Consider the following 18,260-nt stretch of genomic DNA (forward strand, 5'->3'; position numbering starts at 1 on the left):
TGCCCGCCGCCTATGAAGCACGTTGCGCGGTGAAGAGGTGCGCATTATAGACAACCAAAAACTTAATGCAAGAAAAAGTAGGTGTTTATTTCTAACCAAACCCAGTTACTCCTGTGGGGCATAGAAGCCAGCCCCTCCAGCGAAATTTTCAAACCGGGTGTACTCGCCGATGAAGGTCATCCGTACAGTGCCGGTCGGACCATTACGATGCTTGCCGATGATAAGTTCCGCCGAGCCCTTGTCGGGAGAGTCCGGGTTATAGACCTCATCGCGATAAATGAACATGATGATGTCGGCGTCCTGCTCGATCGCACCCGACTCACGCAAATCGGACATGACCGGGCGTTTGTTCGGCCGCTGCTCCAAGCTGCGATTGAGCTGGGACAAGGCAATGATGGGTACATGCAACTCCTTGGCCAGGGACTTCACTGAACGCGAGATTTCGGACAGCTCGGAGGCTCGATTATCGCTATCCTTGGTCCCGGTCATCAGTTGCAGGTAGTCGATCACGATTAGACCGAGGCGCCCGCACTGGCGCGACAGACGCCGTGCACGGGCACGCAGGTCGATCGGATTCAGCCCGGGCGTCTCGTCTATATAGAGCGGGGCATCGTAGAGTTTGCCCATTGCCACCGTCAGGCGCTGCCAGTCATCGTCGGTCAGACGCCCGCTGCGGATCTTCTGCATGTCGATTCGCCCAACCGACGCGATGAAACGGGTCGCAAGCTGGGTGCCGGGCATCTCCATCGAGAAGATGGCCACCGGCAGGCGCTGCTCGACCGCGACATGCTCCGCAACGTTGAGGGCAAAGGTCGTCTTGCCCATTGCCGGACGGCCGGCAACGATGAGCATGTCCGACGGCTGCAGTCCAGAGGTCTTGTCGTCAAGGTCGGCAAACCCGGTGGGAACACCGGTGATCTCGGACGGGTTGTCGCGATCGTAGAGCTCCTGGACGCGATCGACGACCTGCTTGAGGATGGGCTGGATCGACTGGAAGCCGCTGGTATGGCGGGCCCCTGCTTCGGCAATCTCGAACACCCTTGCTTCGGCCTCGTCCAGCAGCATCTTCGCGTCCTTGCCGGACGGACTGAGTGCGCTCGCCGCGATCGTGTCGCCCACGGCCACCAGCTTGCGCAAAATCGCCCGCTCGCGAACGATCTCCGCGTAGCGACGGATGTTTGCAGCCGACGGCGTGTTGTTGGCGATCTCCGCCAGATAGGCCAGACCCCCGGCCTGCTCGGCCTCGCCGTTTTTCTCCAGCGACTCGAACACCGTCACCACGTCGGCCGGCTTGCCGAAATCGATCAGTTTGGTGATCTGACGGTAAATTCGCCGGTGATCGTCACGATAGAAATCGGCCTCATTGACCAGATCGGCAATCCGCTCCCACGCGGAGTTATCCAGCAGGATGCCGCCGATCAGCGACTGCTCCGCCTCCAGGGAATGGGGTGGAAGCTTGATCGACGCCATCTGGGGATCCAGCGCATCTTCGGGAAACCTGCGAGCGGATGTCGCCATATCAAACCTGTGAAAGTTCGGAGAACCGGAACCGGCATTCTAAAAAACAAAGGGGCTGCCTAGGCAGCCCCTTTTTCTGCGAAGCGCGGGACGATTATTGCTCGCCCAGCACCGAAACAGTGATGGAGACGACCACGTCGGCGTGCAGTGCAACCTCGAGCTGGGTATCACCGATCTGCTTCAGATGCCCCTGGGGCATGCGGATCGCCGCGCGATCGATCTCGAAGCCCTGGGCAGCAATCGCCTCGGCAACATCGGCATTGCCGACGGAACCGAACAGACGACCGTCCATACCGGCCTTGCGGGTGATCTGAACCATGAGACCGTCGAGCTTGGCACCCAAATCCTGCGCAGCCGTCAGCTTCTCGGACTGCAGGCGCTCGAGTTCAGCGCGACGGGCTTCGAATTCGCCCATGTTGGCCTGCGTGGCACGCTTGGCCAGCCCCTGCGGGATCAGATAGTTACGAGCGTAGCCGTCCTTGACCTTGACCACGTCACCCAGTACGCCGAGCTTGCCGACTTTTTCGAGAAGAATGATTTGCATGTTATCGATCCTCTCTTACAGGTGCAGGTCGGTGTAGGGCATCAGCGCCAGGAAGCGGGCACGCTTGACCGCCACCGACAGCTGGCGCTGGTAACCGGCTTTGGTGCCAGTGATGCGCGCCGGCATGATCTTGGCGTTCTCGGTGATGAAATCCTTGAGGATGTCCACATCCTTGTAATCGACTTCTTCGATCTTCTCCGCGGTGAAGCGGCAGAACTTGCGACGCTTGAACAGACCGCGGTTGCCGCGATCATCCTTCTTCTTGAACTTGGACTTGGGCTTGAAAGCCATATCAATTTCCTTCTACAAATTCGATCTTGTTCAGATGCAGCACCGGGGCACGACTGCGAAGGCTTTTCGCGGCCAGAAAACCCGTTACCGACACATTCACTCCGGGACCCGAACTCGTCAGCACCGCTGCGAGATCTCCCACGGCAACCGCCTGCAACTCCAGCGAAACATCACGATCCAGACCGGCTTCATGCTGCTTCGATTCATGAACCAACAGACAACTTGCCACCGGGACACCTGCCGGCGTACGCCGCAGGGGAAGCAACTCGGCGATCCGCGCCGTGAGACGCAATTCATTGAGCCCCGCTTCGACCACCTCAGGCCGAAGCCGACTCGGCGGACTCCACAGCCTTGACTTCGTCGCCGGCGGCAGCCGGGGTCAGCGAGCGCGACTTCTCTTCCTTCATCATCGGCGACGGCGTGGTGACCGCCTTCTTCGTCTTGATGGTCAGATGACGCAGCACGGCGTCGTTGAACTTGAAGGAATGCTCGAGTTCGGACAGGGTCTCGCCGTCGCACTCGATGTTCATGAGCACGTAGTGGGCCTTGTGAACCTTCTGGATCGGGTAGGCCATCTGGCGGCGCCCCCAGTCTTCGAGACGGTGGATCTGGCCGCTGCGGGCAGTGACGATCGACTTGTAACGGTCGATCATCGCCGGGACCTGTTCGGACTGGTCCGGGTGGACGATGAATACGATTTCGTAGTGTCGCATGCAGACTCCTTACGGTTGTTGAAGTTCAGCCCCCCGGCATGCGAAACCGGTGGAGCAAGGGTGAGCCGGGCATAATAGCAAGAATTGCTGGAAAAACAAAGCCGGCCAGCACCCCCATCGAACGCCCGACCTGCGCACCACTCAAGACTGCTTACACTCTGTCCGCCAGCCCATCTCGTGCCGTGACCTAGTATCCGGGCATCAGGATCATCCGCTGGATCTACGAAAACCCGATGGAGGCAGAACCATGAACACGACACATACCCGCACCCTGTTCGCGGCACTACTATGCTGCGGCCTGCTCGCAGTCGGGGGCACCGCCGAAGCCCGGGGCGGCGACGACTGGGACGATCGCGGCCGCGGCTGGAAGTCGCACAAGCACGACCACAAGCATCATCATCGCCACCAGTATCGGGACTACCGCGACAGCCGGACTGTCATCCGCGAACGCGTGGTGATCAGGGAGGCGCCGCGCCGCTACCGCGAAGTCCATGAGTATCACTATACGCAGCCCTACCCGGCCTACCGTTACAGCCGGTCGCCGGCGGTGGTCATCGGCATCGATATCCCGCCGCTGATCATTCCGCTGCGCTGAAATGGCGTGAACCGGCTGCGTCCGATCAACGCGGCCGGCTCTCCCATATTTTCTGCAGACGCTTCACCGACACAGGCATCGGGGTCTTGAGCTCCTGCGCAAACAATCCGACCCGCAACTCTTCAAGCATCCAGCGAAACGCTTCCAGCTGTGCATCCACGACCCCGGCCCGGCGCTTGGCGATGAGTTCGCGCTGCCAGGCCTGCGCAAGCCCTTGCCACTCCTTCATCGACTGCGCATCACGTGCCGGATTGTTACGGATTTTGTCGAGACGGATCGAAGCGGCCTTGAGATAGCGCGGAAACTGGGCCAGATGCTCCCACGGAAAGGCCACCAGGAAGTCCTTCGGCAACAGCGCCGCGATCTGCTCCTGCAGATCGGCGACCACGTCCGGGAAGGCCTTCATCCCGAGCAGCCGCTTGTGGAGCGCAGCGTGTTCGGTCAGCAATTGAACCGCCAGGCGCATAAACTCCTGTGCCACCAGCGTGACCCGGGTCTTGGCCTCGGTGCACCGCCGTTCGAAGGCCTCCTTGTCGGCCGGCAGAGGATCGAGCAGGCAACAGCGGCTCAGGGTGGCCTCGACCAGCCGTTCCTTGAGTTCGGCCTCGGTGCCGAAGCCAAGGTAGAGAAGCGCCAGTTCGCGCACACCGGGCAGGCGTTCGATGGCGCGCACCTGATCCTTCAGGCTCAACGCGAACAGCCGTGCCAACCCCCTCCGATGCACCCGCGCCGCTTCTTCCGGTGTGTCGTAGGGACGTAGCGACACGCTGTCACCGTCGTCGTGCAGCGCGGGAAAACCGACCACCTCCCGTCCCGCGACGCTGATCTCGAGCAACTCGGGCAAGGCGCCGAAGCTCCATCCGGTCAGTCCGGACAGCGCCGATGCGGGGGCGCTGGCAACCTCTCGCCCGACGGCGGAAACATCGCCACGCCGCGAAGGGGGCGCTGCATTGCGGCGCTGCGGTCCGGCTGCATCCGCTGGTCGCCCATCAGACGGGCGGGACATCGCTACGCCTGCGGCATCCAACGCCCCCGCAAGCGCGCCCCCTATTTTCGCTGCACTGAAGCGCGCTGCAACCTGGTCACGAAAGCGCGTACGCAATTCGGCGAGGTTGCGCGATTGCCCCATCACCCGTCCATGCTCGTCCACCACCCGAAAGTTCATGAAACAGTGCGGTTTCAGGTTCTCCGGGCGGAAGCTCTCGAGCGGCAACTTGAGCTGCACCCGATCTTCGACAAAGCCTTGCAGTGCTTTGAGCAGCGGCGCATCGGTATCGAATGCTCCGGCGTCGACGGCGGTCATGAAGGCCGCGGCGCTGTCCGCCACCGGTTGCAGGCGATGGCGGTGCTTCTGCGGCACGGTCTTGAGCAGCGCGGCCAGCTTCTCTTCCAGCAAACCCGGCACCAGCCATTCGCAGCGGCTGGCCGGGATCTGGTTGAGCATCGCCAGCGGCACGGTCAGGGTCACCCCGTCGTCGGCCTCACCGGGCTGATGCAGATAGGTCAGCGCGAGGCGCTGCCCTAGCACCTCGAACCGGGCCGGAAAGCGTTCCGTGGTGATGCCTTCGGCATCGTGGCGCATCAACTGGTCACGCGACAGGTGAAGCAGCTTGGCGTCGGTCTTCTCCGTCTCTTTGCGCCAGGCCTCGAGACCCGCCAGATCGACCACATCGGACGGAATCCGGCTGTCGTAGAAGGCCTCGATCAGGGTCTCGTCGACCAACACGTCGGGCCGCCGAGACTTGTGCTCGAGGCGCTCGATCTCGGCCACCAGGCGCCGGTTGTGGGTCAGGAAGGGCATGCCGCGCGCCACCGCGTCGCCGATCTCGCCGGCGACCAGCCCTTCACGGATGAAGAGTTCGCGGCACAGCTGCGGATCGGTGTCGCGATAGCCGACGCTGCGCCGCGGATACAGCACCAGGCCGTAGACCGTCCCGCGCTCCCACGCCCGCACCGCGCCCGAGGCCTTCGACCAGTGCGGCTCGAACACCTGGCGTCGCAGCAGGTGGGCACCGACCTCCTCCACCCACTCCGGCTCGATGCGCGCGATGCAGCGCCCGAACAGGCGCGAGGTCTCGACCTGCTCGGCGCACATGATCCACTTGCCCGCCTTCTTCGCCAGCGCCGAGCCCGGATGCGGCCAGAACTTGATTCCGCGTGCGCCGAGGTAGCTGCCCGCCTGCGGACCCGACGCATCCTCGACCTTGCACCCGATGCTGCCCAGCAGGCCGGCGAGCAGGGCCTTGTGGATGGCCTCGTAATTGGCCGGGAGCTGGCTCTCCTTCCAGCCATGCTCGGCGCACAGCGCGTGCAACTGGGTGAACACGTCACGCCACTCGCGCATCCGCATGTACGACAGGAAGTGCTTCTTGCACCACGCCTTCTGCTTGCTCGCCGACTCATGGCGCTGGACCTCGTCCCACGCCTTCCATAGGTGCAGATACCAGAGGAACTCGGAGCGCTGGTCGTGTTCGCCGCCGCGGAACTTCGCATGCGCCTGGTCGGCACTGCCGGCGCTTTCCTGCGGCCGGTCGCGCGGATCCTGCACCGACAGCGCGGCGGCGATCACCAGCACCTCGGCCAGGCTGCCGCGCTCGCGCGCGGCGAGGATCATCCGTCCGATCCGCGGGTCGAGCGGCAGCTTGGCGAGCTCGTGTCCGGTCGGGGTCAGCCGGCGTTCATCGTCATCGGTCACCGCACCGAGCTCGGCGAGCAGCGCATAGCCATCGCCGATCAGGCGCGAACCCGGCGCATCGATGAAGGGAAAATCCTCCACCGCACCCAACTTCAGCGACTTCATGCGCAGGATCACGCCGGCCAGCGACGAGCGCAGAATTTCCGGATCGGTATGGACGGGCCGGGCGTTGAAGTCCTCCTCGTCGTAGAGCCGGAAACACACTCCGTCCATCACCCGGCCACAGCGCCCGGCACGCTGCTGTGCCGACGACTGGGCAATCTTCTCGATCTGCAGTTGTTCGACCTTGGTCCGCGGCGAGTAGCGCTTGAGCCGGGCAAGCCCGGTATCGACCACATAACGGATGCCCGGCACGGTCAGCGAGGTTTCGGCGACGTTGGTCGATAACACCACCCGGCGCCCGCCCGATGACGAGAACACCCGCGCCTGATCCTGCGCCGACTGGCGCGCGAACAAGGGCAGGATCTCGGTGCCGGGCAGATGATGCGCCTTGCGCAGCGCTTCGGCCGCCTCGCGGATCTCGCGCTCGCCGGGGAGGAAGACCAGCACGTCGCCCGGGCCGCTACGCTGGGCCTCGTCGATCGCATCGACGATCGCCTCATACAGGTCGCGGCCCTTGTCCTTGCGCGGCGCGGAACGCTCGCCGGCGCGCGGTACGGGCGCATCGTCGTCCGCCACCGGCCGGTAGCGCATTTCGATCGGATACAAGCGGCCCGACACCTCGATCACCGGTGCCGGCCTCCCCGCCGCATCGGCGAAGTGCTTCGCGAAGCGCTCGGCGTCCAGCGTGGCCGAAGTCACGATGATCTTCAGATCCGGCCGCCGTGGCAGCAGGGTACGCAGGTAGCCGAGCAGGAAATCGATGTTCAGGCTGCGCTCGTGCGCCTCATCGATGATGATGGTGTCGTAGGCGGCAAGCAGCGGATCGGTCTGGGTCTCGGCGAGCAGGATGCCATCGGTCATCAGCTTGATGTGGCTCGAGGCGCTGAGCTTGTCGGTGAACCGGATCTTGTAGCCGACGGCCTGGCCGAGCGGACTGTTGAGCTCCTGGGCGATACGGGTGGCGGTCGCGCGCGCTGCCAGCCGGCGCGGCTGGGTGTGGCCGATGAGGCCGGCCGCGCCGCGCCCCAGGCTGATGCAGATCTTGGGCAGCTGGGTGGTTTTGCCCGAGCCGGTCTCGCCGCAGACGATGATCACCTGATGCGCCACCAGCGCGGCGGCGATCTCGTCGCGCCGACCCGACACCGGCAACTCGGGCGGAAAATCCGGTTGCGGCAGGCTTGCCGTGCGCAGCGCGAGCGCCGCACGCGAGCGTGCGGTCAGCGCGTCCAGTTCCGTCTGCAGCCTGACCCTGCGTTCGTCCCGGGTATGCCGCAGTTCGGCAGCCATCCGCCGCAAGCGCTGCCGGTCGATGCTCATGCAGTCATCGAATGCGGGCAAGCCCGCACTGGTGGCGGGCCGGGTGGAGTGTTCGTTCATTTCGGCTCTTGTTGCGGCGGGAGGCGCTGCCCGACGAGAAGATTCATGAATGCGCGGACCGGCACCGGTCGATCGAACCACCGGAGGACGCCACAGCTGCTTGAGCGGCATTATCCCAGCACTGCGCCCGCCTCGCAGCATCGAACTCACATTGCCTCGGCCCGGTCACCGTGCGACCCGTTCGTACCATACCCGTCACCGGGGCTGTGCGACCCCGCCGCCGGATGAGACAATCCGGACTTCACCTCAGGTGCCACCATCATGCCCTCCCTGCCGATCGCCGCCATCCTGTATTCGCCCACCGACAACATCGAGGCCCTGCTGGTACGCGTGGCACGCACCCTGGCCGAGCGCGGGGTGCAACTCGGCGGGGTGATCCAGCACGACATCGCGACGGCGATCAACGATCCATGCGCAATGGAGCTGGAAGACCTGCATAGCGGCGAGCGCTTTTCGCTATCGCAGGAACTGGGCAGCGGCTCCGAAGCCTGCCGCCTCGATCCGGCCGCGCTGGCCCACGCCTCGGTCGCGGTACGCAGCGCGGTGGAAGGCGGAGCGCAGTTGGTGATGATCAACAAGTTCAGCACCCAGGAGGCCAACGGCGCCGGATTGCGCGACGAAATGGGCTTCACCGTGATGTCCGGCATTCCGCTGCTGACCGCCGTAGGCAGGCGCTTCCTGCCCGAATGGCAGAATTTCACCGGCAACGACGGCGCCCTCCTCGAACCGACCCTCGATGCGGTACTCGGCTGGTGGGACGGACTGGGTCCGGCGCGCTGATGGATTGCCGCCCAGGCTGCGCCGCCTGCTGCATCGCGCCCTCGATCTCGAGCTCGATTCCCGGCATGAGCCGGGGCAAGGCCGCCGGCGTGCGCTGCGTCCAGCTCGACCACGACAATCGCTGCCGCCTGTTCGGCGATCCGCGCCGGCCGCGGGTATGCGGCAGCCTGCAGCCTTCGGCGGAAATGTGCGGGACCAGCCGGGAAGCCGCCATCCAGTGGCTGACCCTTCTCGAGCACCGCACGTCAAGTCCGGTTACCTGAAGTTTTGCCGCACTGCAGCAGCGCGCCGCTATAATCGGCCACCTCATTCAGTTTGCCTGCGCCCAATCCATATGGATATCCAGCTCCTCCTCACCGCGCTCGTCCTTGGCATCGTCGAGGGGCTGACCGAGTTCTTGCCGGTGTCGTCCACCGGCCACCTGATCATCATCGGCGATCTGCTCGGCTACAACGACGACACCAGCAAGGTGTTCAAGATCGTGATCCAGCTCGCCGCCATCCTGGCGGTATGCTGGGATTACCGCGAGCGCCTGATCAAGGTGGCGGTCGGCGTACCCCGCGAACCGGTTGCCCAGCGCTTCGTCGGCATGCTGTTCGTCGCCTTCCTGCCCGCTGCGGTGCTCGGGCTGATGTTCCACTCCACGATCAAGGCCTTGCTGTTCAATCCGCTCACGGTTGCCACCGCGCTGATCGTCGGCGGGCTGATCATCCTCTACGTCGAGAAGCGGGCCTACCATCCGCGGATAAACTCGGTGGACGACATGAGCTGGGGCGATGCTCTCAAGGTCGGCTTCGCCCAGGCGCTGGCGATGATACCCGGCACCTCGCGCTCGGGCGCAACGATCATGGGCGGGCTGATCTTCGGCCTGTCGCGCAAGACCGCCGCCGAATTCTCGTTCTTCCTCGCGATCCCGACCATGTTCGCGGCCACCGCCTATGATCTGTACAAGAATTGGGCACTGCTGCGGCTGGAAGACCTGCCGGTGTTCGCGGTCGGCTTCGTCGCCTCGTTCATCGCCGCGATGTGGGCGGTGAAGAGCTTCATCCGCTTCATTTCCAACCATACCTTCATCGCTTTCGCCTGGTATCGGATCGTGTTCGGCGTGATCGTGCTCGCCACCTGGCAGCTCGGGCTCGTCGCCTGGAGCGAATCCTGAGCGCTTCCAGCTTAGCCGCCGACATCCCGACGGGCTAAACTGGTTGGCCGTCCACACCGCCCCGGTCGAGATGATCATCTATCTGCACGGTTTCCGCTCCGCGCCCGCGTCGATCAAGGCACAGGCGCTCATGACCCACATGGCCGCCCGCGGACTGGCCGATGCGATGTGGTGCGAACAACTGCCGGTGTCGCCGCGCGCTGCGATCATGCTCGTCGAGCGCCAGATCGACGCCGCCCGTGCCGCCGGTCGTACTCCCACCGTGGTCGGCAGCTCGCTCGGCGGCTATTACGCCACTTGGCTCGCCGAACGCCATGGCCTGCGCGCCGTGGTGGTCAACCCGGCGGTGATCGCACCACTGTCGCTCGAGTCCTATGTCGGTCGCCAGACCAACCTGTATACCGGCGAAACGTTCGATTTCACCCCGGCACACATCGATGAATTGCGCGCAATCGAGGTGAAGACCATCACCCACCCCGAGCGCTGCTGGCTGCTGGCCGAAACCGGCGACGAGCTGCTCGATTACCGCCATGCGGTCGACAAGTATGCCGGCGCACGCCAGACCATCCTGCCCGGCGGGGACCACGGCTTTTCGCGCTGGAACGACTATCTCGATGACGTACTCCAGTTCGCGGGCCTGACATGAGCAGCGGTTTCGACGCGGGTCGCTTCAAGGCCATGGAGCGCGCCGGTTTCAATCGCATCGCCGGCCGCTATGCCGAGGGCGCCCACCTGCGCGCGGAGCTCGCCGCCGCTTTGATCAACGCCGCAGCGCTGGCCCCCGGCCAGCATGTGCTCGACCTCGCCAGCGGCCCCGGCCTGCTTGCCCTTGACGCCGCCGGTCGGGTCGGGCCGCACGGCATGGTGCTGGCCACCGACATTGCCGAGGGCATGCTGGCCGAGGGTGCACGTCGCACCGAAGGCAGCGGCGCCGACCTGCTGTTTGCCGCAGCCGACGCCGAGCACCTGTGCCTGCCCGACGCGAGCATCGACCGCGTGCTCGCCGGCCTGGCACTGTTCATGTTTCCGCATCCCGAGCGCGCACTGGCCGAGATCCATCGCGTGCTGGTACCCGGCGGACGATTTGCGCTGTCGGTGTGGGGCGAGCGCGCCGCGGTACCGCTGATTTCGCGCGCCCAGGACTGCATCGCCCGCCTGCTCCCCCCGCCAAGAATCGAGCGCCCCTCGGTATTCCGCTTCGGCGATGCCGACCTGCTCGAAGCCATGCTGGTCGACGCCGGTTTCGGCCAGGTTCACATCACGCCATGCGATTTCAGCTGTTGCTTCGATCGCGCCGCGGACTACTGGCAGGCTTTCCTGGACCTTGCCGGGGGGGCCGCAGAAGCGCTCTCGCGCCTGCCCGAGGCCACCCTCAGCGCGCTGCAGGCCGCAGTCAGTGCCGACCTCGAAGCCCATCCGCGCAGTGACGGCAAGCCAGGCTTCTGCGTGCCGGCCCGCGCCCTGGTGGCAACGGCGATCCGTCCCGACTGAGGGCGCACTTTCCGATGTCACTCCGCACCCCGCCCGGATCCGCCGCCGGCGAGATCCGACGCGGCACCCTCGCTGCGCTGGCCGCCTTTTCGATCTGGGGGCTCGCGCCGCTGTACTTCCGCGCGGTGGGCGGCGTGCCGCCGTTCGAAGTCGTCGCCCACCGCGTGCTCTGGTCGCTGGTGTTTCTCGCCGCATTGATCGCCTTCGTCCCCCGCACCGGCCGTTTCTCTGCCGTCGCCGCGGTGCTGCGCCAGCCCCGGCTGGCTGGCCTGCTCGCCCTCACCGCGATGCTCACCGGCAGCAACTGGCTGGTGTTCGTGTGGTCGATCGACGCCGGGCGACTGATCGAGGCCAGCCTCGGTTACTTCATCAACCCGCTGGTCAGCGTCCTGCTCGGCCGCCTGTTTCTCGGCGAACGACTGCGTCCGCTGCAACAGCTGGCGGTCGGCATCGCGGTCGCGGGTGTCGGCTGGCGCATCTGGCAGGTCGGCACGCTGCCGTGGATCGCGCTCTTCCTGGCCGCCACCTTCGGCCTCTATGGCCTGCTGCGAAAACGCGCGCCGGTCGATGCCGTCGGCGGACTGTTCATCGAGACCCTGGTCACCGCGCCGCTCGCGCTCGGCTGGCTGCTGTGGATGGGTTACCGGGGCGAACTCGGCTTCGGCACTGCGCTGCGGGTCGACCTGCTGCTGCCGCTGGCCGGCGTGCTCACTGCCGTGCCGCTGATGCTGTTCGCCGTGGGTGCCCGGCGCCTGCCGCTGGCGACCTTGGGCTTCCTGCAATACCTCGCCCCGAGCCTGCATTTCCTGATCGCCGTGTTCCTGTTCGGCGAGCCCTTCGACCACACCCAGCTGATCGGCTTCGTGCTGATCTGGAGCGCGCTCGCGGTGTACACCGCAGACATGGTCCGCCATACCGCCGGCCAGCGGGCCGGCCGCTGAAGGTTTAGGGACTGCGGGCCGAATCCAGTAAACTGTGCGGCTTGCTCAATTGCTGGCGGTCGCTGATGTTCGTGCTGTTTGAAGAGGACGGGTCTTTCAAGGCCGGAACGATCCTCGCTGATAACGATGCCTCGCTGCAGGTGGAGAACACCCACGGCAAGCGGGTGAAGATCAAGCGGGCCAACGTGCTGCTCAATTTCCGCGAGCCGGCGCCCGGCGAGCTGCTGAACCGCGCAGAAGCTGCCGCAGGGGAACTCGACACCGAGTTTCTGTGGGAGGTGTGCGCCGACGACGAGTTCGGCTTCGCCGAATTTGCCGCCGACTATTACGGCCACGCCCCGAACCCGGTCGAGGCCGCGGCCGTGTTGCTGCGCCTGCATTCGGCGCCGATCTGGTTCCATCGCAAGGGCAAGGGACGCTTTCGCAAGGCGCCGTCCGAGATCCTGCAGGCCGCGCTCGCCGGGCTGGAAAAAAAGCGCCTGCAGGCGCTGGCCATCGATCACATGCGCGACGAACTGGTCGCCGGCCGCCTGCCGGCCGAGTTCGACGGCATGGTGGCGCAGCTGCTCTATCGCCCCGACCGCAACCGCAACGAGGTCAAGGCGCTGGAAGCGGCCTGCGTCGATACCGGCCTCTCCGCCGCGCGCCTGCTGCTCAGGTGCGGCGCGCTGCCGTCGAGCTACGAATACCATTACAACCGCTTCCTGTTCGAGCAGTTCCCGGACGGCACCGCCTTCCCCGAATTCGATCTGCCACTCATGCCCACCGCGCTACCGCGTGCGGAGGTGGCCGCATTCTCGATCGACGACGCCACCACGACCGAGATCGACGATGCCTTCTCGATCACCCCGCGCACCGGCGGCGGATGGCGGGTGGGCATTCACATTGCCGCACCCACGCTGGGCTTCAGCCGGGGCTCGAAACTCGACGCCATCGCCCGTCAGCGGCTGTCAACGGTGTATATGCCGGGCAACAAGATCACCATGCTGCCCGACGAGGTGGTCGAGGCCTTCACCCTGGCCGCCGGGCGCGACTGTCCGGCGATCTCGCTCTACCTTGACGTCCGTCCCGACCTGACCATCGTGGCCCACGAGAGCCGGGTCGAGATCGTGCCGATCGTGGCCAACCTTCGCCATCACGACCTCGAGCCGGTGTTCAACGAAGACACCCTAACCGATGGCGGCCCCGATTTCCCGTGGAAGCGCGAACTGACACTGCTGTGGGATCTGGCCAACGTGCTCGAGGCCGGGCGCGGCAAGCCCTCGGCCCACAGCAACCAGGTCGATTACAACTTCTACGTGGACTGGCAGCAGGAAACCGGCGACGGCCCCGGCTACATCACCATCGGCCACCGGCTGCGCGGCTCGCCGATGGACAAGCTGGTGGCCGAAATGATGATCCTGGCCAACTCCACCTGGGGCAAACTGCTCGACGATGCCGGCGTCCCCGGCCTGTACCGCGCGCAGGGCGGTGGCAAGGTGCGCATGACCACCGTCGCCGCGCCGCACGAGGGCCTCGGCGTGGACTGCTACGCGTGGTCGAGCTCGCCGCTGCGACGCTATGTGGACATGGTCAACCAGTGGCAGATCATCGCGGTGCTGACTGGCACCGAGCCGGCCTTCGCCCCGAAATCCGCCGATCTGATGGCCGCGCTGCGCGACTTCGAGCTCACCTACGCCGAGTACAGCGAGTTCCAGCGCCGCATGGAGCGCTACTGGTGCCTGCGCTGGCTGCGCCAGGCGAAACCCGAGACGATCGAAGCCCGGGTGTTGCGCGACAACCTCGTTCGTCTGGAGACCATTCCATTGATGTTCAAGGTGAGTTCGCTGCCGCCGCAACTGCCCGGCTCGCGGGTCCGGCTGGTTGTCGAAGGCAGCGACCTGATCGATGTCGAAGTCAGTGCGCGCTACCTCACCACCCTGTCCGAACCCAATCCGGACGAGGAAGAGGAAGCCGAGTACTGAGTTGGATAGAATCCAGCCATGGCCCAAGCCCAGCCCCTGACCGTCGCATCCGTGGCCACCCGCACGCGCACGCCCGCCGCACACGCAGCAGGCCGATTCGTGCTCGCAGGTGCATTCCTGGCATCACTGGTGCTGCACGGCGTGCTGCTCGGGCTCAAGTTCCGCATGCCCGAAGCCCCGCCCGTCCGCGACCGCGGCCTCGAAGTCGTGCTCGTCAATGCACGTCACGCCACCGCGCCGGCCAAGCCCGATGTACTCGCCCAGGCCAACCTGGACGGCGGCGGCACCAGCGAGCAGAAGGTTCGACCCAAGACCCCTCTCCCGCCGCAGGACGCCACCCGCGACGGCACGGCATTGGTCGAGGCCCGGCGGCGCCAGCAACAGCCGAGGGAGCGCCCGCAGCAGAAGGTGCTGACCCGGGACGACAGCCCGGCCACCGTTGCCAACGAACGCCCGCTCGCCGACGATACCAAGGCGACGCCGGTCGCCAGCGGCCTCGATCTGCTCGACAGTGCCGCAGCCATCGCCCGCCTGGAGGCGGAGATCGATCGCAGCCTTTCCGATCTGGCGCAGCGCCCGCGCAAGAAGGTCATCGGGTCGCGGGCAAAAGAATATCGCTTCGCTCAGTATGTCGAGGATTGGCGACTCAAGATCGAGCGGATCGGGGAGCTCAACTACCCCGAGGAGGCCCGCGGCAAGCTCTATGGCAGCCTGCTGCTGTCGGTCACGATCCGGGGAGACGGATCGGTCGAACGGATCGAGATCAGCCGCGGCTCCGGTTATCCTGTCCTTGATGCAGCGGCACGACGCATCGTCGAAATGGGCGCACCGTATGCGCCGTTTCCGCCCGAGATTCGCAAGGACACCGACCTGATCGAGATTACCCGCACCTGGAAGTTCACCAAGCAAGACCAGGTTCGCGCCAACTGAGACCTTAACGAGTTCCCCATGGACCGCTACGCCGTCGTCGGCCATCCGATCGCCCACAGCAGATCACCCTGGATTCACGCCGCCTTTGCCCGTCAGACCGGGCAAGCGCTGAGCTACGAGGCCATCCTGGCGCCGCTCGACGGTTTCACCGCCACCGTACGCGAGTTCCGCTCGGCCGGGGGCCGCGGCATGAACGTGACCGTCCCGTTCAAGCTGGAAGCCTTTGCGCTCGCCGACCGGCGGACCGAACGGGCGCAGGCCGCCGGCGCGGTCAACACCCTGCTGTTCGACGAACACGGCATTCTAGGCGACAACACCGATGGTGCCGGGCTGGTCCGTGACCTCACCGCCAACCTCGCCTGTACACTCCGTGACCGTCGCATCTTGCTGCTCGGCGCCGGCGGCGCCGCCCGTGGCGCGCTGCTACCCCTGCTCCAGGCCGCGCCGCGACGGCTGACCCTTGCCAACCGGACGGCGACCAAGGCGACCGCGCTTGCCGCCGCATTCCGCGGCCACGCAGGCCGGGTCGAGTTGAGCGCCGGAGGCTTCGCCGAGCTGGCCGGCCACCAGTTCGACATCGTGATCAATGCCACGGCCGCCAGCCTCGCCGCCGAAGCGCCGCCGCTGCCGCCTGACCTCTATGCCGCAGGCGCACTTGCCTACGACATGATGTATGGCCGCGGCCAAACGCCGTATCTGGCCACCGCGCGGGCCGATGGCGCCACCCGCCTGGCCGACGGCCTCGGCATGCTGGTAGAGCAGGCCGCCGAGAGCTTCACCCTGTGGCGGGGGGTGCGACCGGACACTGCACCGGTGCTGGCGGCGCTGCGCCATGAGCTCGGCACCCCATGAAGAAGGGACTGCGCTGGCTCGGCCGTGGCCTCCTCGCCGTGGTCGTGCTGGTCCTCGTCTGGCAATTGTGGCTGCTCGCCCATGTAGTGTGGTGGAGCCAGTTCGACCCGGGCAGTACCAGCTTCATGCGCCTGCGCCTGGACGAGTTGCACGAGAAGAACCCGAAGGCCGTGTTGCGTCACCGCTGGGTGCCATATGAACGGATCTCGGTCCACCTCAAGCGCGCCGTGATCGCTGCCGAGGACGATCGTTTCATCGATCACGAGGGTTTCGACTGGGACGGCATCCAGCGTGCGCTGGAGAAGAACGAACGCCGCGGCCGTGCGGTTTCGGGCGGCTCCACCATCAGCCAACAGCTGGCCAAGAATCTGTTCCTGTCGCCGTCGCGCAGTTACCTGCGCAAGGGACAGGAGGCGGTGATCACGGTCATGATCGAAACCCTGTGGAGCAAACGGCGAATTCTCGAGGTCTATCTCAACGTCGTCGAATGGGGCGAAGGGGTCTTCGGCGCCGAAGCCGCTGCACGCCGCTACTACGGCATTTCCGCCGATCGACTGGGCCCCGCCGAAAGCGCCCGGCTCGCGGTCATGCTGCCCAACCCGCGCCGGTATGAACGGAGTTTCGGGCCGCGGCTGGCTGCGCATGCAGAGCGGATCCGCAGCCGCATGGCTTATTCCCAGATTCCCTGATCGGCCGATCGGCGGACGTCGCCTCCTATTTCTCATCCGGTAACGGTTTCGGGGTCGCATGGCCGCCGGCAAGCCCGTAGAATCCGGGTTTCGCCCATCCTCATCCGCCCGCCTGCGCAATGACCCCGGAACAGGAGCTGCACCCCGACGACGTCCAGCAGCACCTGCGCGAGGTGCAGGAGCTGCTCGCGCGTCAGAAGGTGGTGGAAGGCCTCGTTCACCGCCAGGACATGCCGCGTCACGAGCTGGTGGAAAACCTGGTGCACAAGCAGCACGAGGCCGGCCTGCGGGCCAAGCTCGATACCCTGCACCCGGCCGACATCGGTTTCATCCTCGAAGCCCTGCCGCGCGAAGATCGCCTGTACGTCTGGGAGCTGGTCAAGGCCGAGCGCGACGGGGAGATTCTGCTCGAAGTCTCGGATGCGGTGCGCGAATCGCTGATCGAGACGATGGAGCCGCACGAGCTCAAGGCCGCGGCCGAATCGCTCGATGCCGACGAATTAGCCGATCTTGCGCCCGACCTGCCGCCGGAGGTCATCCAGGACGTTTTTCAGTCGCTCGACAGCGAGGGCCGCGAGCAACTGCGTGCGGCCATGTCCTACCCCGAGGATTCGGTCGGCGCACTGATGGATTTCGACATGGTGACGGTGCGCGAGGACATCACCCTCGAAGTGGTGTTGCGCTACCTGCGTCGCTTCGACGACCTGCCCGACCACACCGACAAGCTGTTCGTGATCGACCGCGACGACCACCTGATGGGCATCCTGTCGCTCGAATCGCTGCTGATCAACGATCCGGAGATGGAAGTTGCGGAGGTCATGCGCAAGGAGCCGGTGATCAGCTTCGAGCCCGACGACCCGGCCGACGACGCGGCCCAGGCCTTCGAGCGTTACGACCTGGTCTCGGCCCCGGTGGTCGATCGGCACAAGCGCGTCATCGGCCGCCTGACCGTGGCCGACGTGGTCGATTTCATCCGCGAGGAGTCCGAAGCCGAGATCCTGAGCCACGCCGGTCTGCGCGAAGAGGAAGACATCTTCGCCTCGGTATGGGATTCGGTGAAGAACCGCTGGGCCTGGCTGGCGGTGAACCTGGTCACCGCCTTCATCGCCTCGCGCGTGATCGGTGCCTTCGAAGGCTCGATCGAAAAGCTGGTGGCGCTGGCCGCGCTGATGCCGATCGTCGCCGGCATCGGCGGCAACTCCGGCAACCAGACCATCACCATGATCGTGCGTGCGATCGCCATGGGCCAGGTCGAACAGAGTGCGATGAAGCGCCTGCTCAGGAAGGAGCTCGGGGTGGCGCTGTTCAACGGCGTCGTGTGGGGCGGGCTGCTCGGCGTTCTGGCCTGGTGGCTCTATGGCAACGCCGCGCTCGGCGTGGTCATGACCTCGGCCATGACCCTGAACCTGCTGCTCGCCGCCTGCGCCGGCGTGGTGATTCCGATGCTGCGCCAACGCCTGGGCGCGGATCCGGCGATCGGCGGTTCGGTGATGATCACCGCGCTCACCGACTCGGGCGGCTTCTTCATCTTTCTCGGGCTGGCGACGCTGTTCCTGCTGTAAGAGCCAGCACCACGCAGTTGATGCTGATCGTGATCGCGAGCGCCGAGGCCCCCGGCG

General features: G+C 65.5%; 18 protein-coding genes. 12 read left to right on the forward strand and 6 right to left on the reverse strand.

The features are described 5' to 3' along the window. Window positions 1-105: 105 nt before the first annotated feature. From dnaB to rpsF, 5 genes are all read right to left on the reverse strand, one after another. A complete protein-coding gene (gene dnaB / locus AC3A35_RS11445; protein WP_487436218.1) occupies window positions 106-1,518 on the reverse strand; it encodes a replicative DNA helicase in 1,413 nt (470 codons plus the stop codon). Window positions 1,519-1,612: 94 nt separating this feature from the next. Next, window positions 1,613-2,062 carry a 50S ribosomal protein L9 gene (rplI, locus tag AC3A35_RS11450; RefSeq protein ID WP_487436219.1) on the reverse strand — a complete coding sequence of 150 codons (450 nt, stop codon included), beginning with the start codon at window positions 2,060-2,062 and terminating at the stop codon, window positions 1,613-1,615. 15 nt (window positions 2,063-2,077) lie between these two features. Beyond that, entirely contained in the window at window positions 2,078-2,353 is a 276-nt protein-coding gene (gene rpsR, locus AC3A35_RS11455; RefSeq protein ID WP_487436220.1) for a 30S ribosomal protein S18, read from the reverse strand. Between the two features lies 1 nt (window position 2,354). Then, entirely contained in the window at window positions 2,355-2,669 is a 315-nt protein-coding gene (gene priB / locus AC3A35_RS11460; protein ID WP_487436221.1) for a primosomal replication protein N, read from the reverse strand. Between the two features lies 1 nt (window position 2,670). After that, window positions 2,671-3,066, reverse strand: coding sequence for a 30S ribosomal protein S6 (rpsF, locus tag AC3A35_RS11465; RefSeq protein ID WP_487436222.1), 396 nt, complete (start codon window positions 3,064-3,066; stop codon window positions 2,671-2,673). A 247-nt stretch (window positions 3,067-3,313) separates the two neighbouring features. On the opposite strand from rpsF, the gene AC3A35_RS11470 reads away from it, so the two are divergent. Next, on the forward strand, window positions 3,314-3,661 hold the full coding sequence (locus AC3A35_RS11470) for a hypothetical protein (protein WP_487436223.1): 348 nt from the start codon (window positions 3,314-3,316) through the stop codon (window positions 3,659-3,661). 25 nt (window positions 3,662-3,686) lie between these two features. Here AC3A35_RS11470 and hrpA read toward each other — a convergent pair whose 3' ends face one another. Beyond that, window positions 3,687-7,835 carry an ATP-dependent RNA helicase HrpA gene (gene hrpA / locus AC3A35_RS11475; protein WP_487436224.1) on the reverse strand — a complete coding sequence of 1,383 codons (4,149 nt, stop codon included), beginning with the start codon at window positions 7,833-7,835 and terminating at the stop codon, window positions 3,687-3,689. Window positions 7,836-8,096: 261 nt separating this feature from the next. On the opposite strand from hrpA, the gene AC3A35_RS11480 reads away from it, so the two are divergent. From AC3A35_RS11480 to mgtE, 11 genes are all read left to right on the forward strand, one after another. Beyond that, window positions 8,097-8,615, forward strand: coding sequence for a DUF2478 domain-containing protein (locus AC3A35_RS11480; protein ID WP_487436225.1), 519 nt, complete (start codon window positions 8,097-8,099; stop codon window positions 8,613-8,615). Continuing rightward, a complete protein-coding gene (locus tag AC3A35_RS11485) occupies window positions 8,615-8,878 on the forward strand; it encodes a YkgJ family cysteine cluster protein (protein ID WP_487436226.1) in 264 nt (87 codons plus the stop codon). The genes AC3A35_RS11480 and AC3A35_RS11485 overlap by 1 nt, the downstream gene beginning before the upstream one ends. 71 nt (window positions 8,879-8,949) lie before the next feature. Further along, window positions 8,950-9,774, forward strand: coding sequence for an undecaprenyl-diphosphate phosphatase (locus AC3A35_RS11490; RefSeq protein WP_487436227.1), 825 nt, complete (start codon window positions 8,950-8,952; stop codon window positions 9,772-9,774). Between the two features lie 70 nt (window positions 9,775-9,844). Then, window positions 9,845-10,420, forward strand: a complete 576-nt coding sequence (locus AC3A35_RS11495; protein WP_487436558.1) for a YqiA/YcfP family alpha/beta fold hydrolase — start codon at window positions 9,845-9,847, stop codon at window positions 10,418-10,420. Next, on the forward strand, window positions 10,417-11,265 hold the full coding sequence (locus AC3A35_RS11500) for a class I SAM-dependent methyltransferase (protein ID WP_487436229.1): 849 nt from the start codon (window positions 10,417-10,419) through the stop codon (window positions 11,263-11,265). Before AC3A35_RS11495 ends, AC3A35_RS11500 begins: the two co-directional genes overlap by 4 nt. A 14-nt stretch (window positions 11,266-11,279) precedes the next feature. Then, window positions 11,280-12,206 (forward strand): EamA family transporter RarD, encoded by a 927-nt coding sequence (gene rarD, locus AC3A35_RS11505; protein ID WP_487436230.1) that lies wholly within the window; start codon window positions 11,280-11,282, stop codon window positions 12,204-12,206. 65 nt (window positions 12,207-12,271) lie between these two features. Beyond that, window positions 12,272-14,170 carry a ribonuclease catalytic domain-containing protein gene (locus tag AC3A35_RS11510; protein WP_487436231.1) on the forward strand — a complete coding sequence of 633 codons (1,899 nt, stop codon included), beginning with the start codon at window positions 12,272-12,274 and terminating at the stop codon, window positions 14,168-14,170. An 18-nt stretch (window positions 14,171-14,188) separates the two neighbouring features. Continuing rightward, window positions 14,189-15,100 carry an energy transducer TonB gene (locus AC3A35_RS11515; protein WP_487436232.1) on the forward strand — a complete coding sequence of 304 codons (912 nt, stop codon included), beginning with the start codon at window positions 14,189-14,191 and terminating at the stop codon, window positions 15,098-15,100. Window positions 15,101-15,118: 18 nt separating this feature from the next. Next, complete coding sequence (gene aroE, locus AC3A35_RS11520) at window positions 15,119-15,952, forward strand: shikimate dehydrogenase (RefSeq protein ID WP_487436233.1); 834 nt, start codon at window positions 15,119-15,121, stop codon at window positions 15,950-15,952. Then, the gene (mtgA, locus tag AC3A35_RS11525; protein ID WP_487436234.1) at window positions 15,949-16,641 is read left to right on the forward strand and encodes a monofunctional biosynthetic peptidoglycan transglycosylase; all 693 of its coding nucleotides are present in this window, start codon (window positions 15,949-15,951) and stop codon (window positions 16,639-16,641) included. Before aroE ends, mtgA begins: the two co-directional genes overlap by 4 nt. A 119-nt stretch (window positions 16,642-16,760) precedes the next feature. Then, window positions 16,761-18,203, forward strand: a complete 1,443-nt coding sequence (mgtE, locus tag AC3A35_RS11530; RefSeq protein ID WP_487436235.1) for a magnesium transporter — start codon at window positions 16,761-16,763, stop codon at window positions 18,201-18,203. Window positions 18,204-18,260 lie beyond the last annotated feature (57 nt).

The sequence above is a fragment of the Azoarcus sp. Soil_N_20 genome (assembly GCF_057656155.1).

What these genes read in the sequence shown, in the direction of transcription:
- AC3A35_RS11490 (WP_487436227.1), top strand. Translation starts at nt 8,950, where the DNA reads ATGGATATCCAGCTCCTCCTCACCGCGCTCGTCCTTGGCATCGTCGAG.
- AC3A35_RS11470 (WP_487436223.1), top strand. Translation starts at nt 3,314, where the DNA reads ATGAACACGACACATACCCGCACCCTGTTCGCGGCACTACTATGCTGC.
- aroE (WP_487436233.1), top strand. Translation starts at nt 15,119, where the DNA reads ATGGACCGCTACGCCGTCGTCGGCCATCCGATCGCCCACAGCAGATCA.
- dnaB (WP_487436218.1), bottom strand. Translation starts at nt 1,518, where the DNA reads ATGGCGACATCCGCTCGCAGGTTTCCCGAAGATGCGCTGGATCCCCAG.
- rpsR (WP_487436220.1), bottom strand. Translation starts at nt 2,353, where the DNA reads ATGGCTTTCAAGCCCAAGTCCAAGTTCAAGAAGAAGGATGATCGCGGC.
- rplI (WP_487436219.1), bottom strand. Translation starts at nt 2,062, where the DNA reads ATGCAAATCATTCTTCTCGAAAAAGTCGGCAAGCTCGGCGTACTGGGT.
- AC3A35_RS11500 (WP_487436229.1), top strand. Translation starts at nt 10,417, where the DNA reads ATGAGCAGCGGTTTCGACGCGGGTCGCTTCAAGGCCATGGAGCGCGCC.
- hrpA (WP_487436224.1), bottom strand. Translation starts at nt 7,835, where the DNA reads ATGAACGAACACTCCACCCGGCCCGCCACCAGTGCGGGCTTGCCCGCA.
- rarD (WP_487436230.1), top strand. Translation starts at nt 11,280, where the DNA reads ATGTCACTCCGCACCCCGCCCGGATCCGCCGCCGGCGAGATCCGACGC.
- rpsF (WP_487436222.1), bottom strand. Translation starts at nt 3,066, where the DNA reads ATGCGACACTACGAAATCGTATTCATCGTCCACCCGGACCAGTCCGAA.
- mgtE (WP_487436235.1), top strand. Translation starts at nt 16,761, where the DNA reads ATGACCCCGGAACAGGAGCTGCACCCCGACGACGTCCAGCAGCACCTG.
- AC3A35_RS11510 (WP_487436231.1), top strand. Translation starts at nt 12,272, where the DNA reads ATGTTCGTGCTGTTTGAAGAGGACGGGTCTTTCAAGGCCGGAACGATC.
- AC3A35_RS11515 (WP_487436232.1), top strand. Translation starts at nt 14,189, where the DNA reads ATGGCCCAAGCCCAGCCCCTGACCGTCGCATCCGTGGCCACCCGCACG.
- mtgA (WP_487436234.1), top strand. Translation starts at nt 15,949, where the DNA reads ATGAAGAAGGGACTGCGCTGGCTCGGCCGTGGCCTCCTCGCCGTGGTC.
- AC3A35_RS11495 (WP_487436558.1), top strand. Translation starts at nt 9,845, where the DNA reads ATGATCATCTATCTGCACGGTTTCCGCTCCGCGCCCGCGTCGATCAAG.
- AC3A35_RS11480 (WP_487436225.1), top strand. Translation starts at nt 8,097, where the DNA reads ATGCCCTCCCTGCCGATCGCCGCCATCCTGTATTCGCCCACCGACAAC.
- AC3A35_RS11485 (WP_487436226.1), top strand. Translation starts at nt 8,615, where the DNA reads ATGGATTGCCGCCCAGGCTGCGCCGCCTGCTGCATCGCGCCCTCGATC.